Below are 917 nucleotides of genomic sequence, written 5' to 3'. Positions count from 1 at the left end.
GGACACCCAGCTGATCGGCACCGTGCAGGAGGCGGAGGACGTCGCGGCCGTGCTCGGCAACCTGATCGACAACGCGGTGACCGCCGCCGTCTCGGGCGAGCGGACCCCGCGCTGGGTCGAGGTGGCACTGCTGGATGACGGCGATGCCCTCGTGTTCACCGTCTCCGACTCCGGACCCGGCCTCGGAGGTATCGAGCCGTCGCCGGCACAGCCGAGGGAGGGGACCACGGACGACGACGTGCACGGGCATGGCATCGGCCTCCCCCTCTCCACCGAGATCGCCCGTCGCAGCGGCGGGGACCTCTGGGTCATCGATCAGGGCGGTGCCGACAGCGGTGCGGTGTTCGCCGCGCGCATCGGCGGAGCCGTGGCACGGACCTCACCCGACGAGAAGGAGAACACATGACCGAGCCTGTACGCGTGCTCATCCTCGACGATGATTTCCGGGTGGCCCAGCTGCACCAGGGCATCGTGGACGATCATCCCGGCTTCGCCGTGACGGGAACGGTGCGCTCTCTCGCCGAGGCCCGCGACAGCGTGCGCGCGTCTCGCCCCGATATCCTGATCGCCGACGTCTTCCTTCCCGACGGGGACGGCATCGCGCTCGTGCGGGAATCCGGGATCGACGCGATCCTCATCTCCGCGGCCGACGACGCCGCCACGGTGCGCAGAGCGCTGCGCTCTGGGGCGGTGGGCTATCTCGTGAAGCCGTTCGAAAGACGAGCACTGTCGAGCCTCCTCGATCGCTACATCCGCTACTGCAATCTCCTCAGCGGTGACCGCGCACTGCGCCAGGAGGACGTGGATCGCGCTCTGGCGATCCTGCACGGTGCGGGTGAGCCCGTGTCGATCTCGCGCTCGGCGACGGAGCAGCTCGTTCTCGCCGCGCTCGGCGACGGTGAGGCTTCGGCCGCAGA

Annotated in this window: 2 protein-coding genes; both read left to right on the top strand. The window is 69.7% G+C overall.

Annotated features, from left to right (window positions below):
• Positions 1–406 (top strand): sensor histidine kinase (locus tag KZA10_RS16275; RefSeq protein WP_218683407.1); only part of this gene is annotated, 406 nt, incomplete at its 5' end.
• The coding region (locus KZA10_RS16270) for a response regulator (protein WP_218683406.1) at positions 403–917 on the top strand (515 nt) is incomplete at its 3' end. The genes KZA10_RS16275 and KZA10_RS16270, both read left to right, overlap by 4 nt.

Source organism: Microbacterium sp. BF1 (genome assembly GCF_019279095.1).
Taxonomy (GTDB): Bacteria; Actinomycetota; Actinomycetes; order Actinomycetales; family Microbacteriaceae; genus Microbacterium; species Microbacterium maritypicum.
The sequence above is the reverse complement of the archived record's forward strand: the minus strand, read 5'-3'. Positions and strand labels throughout refer to the sequence as shown.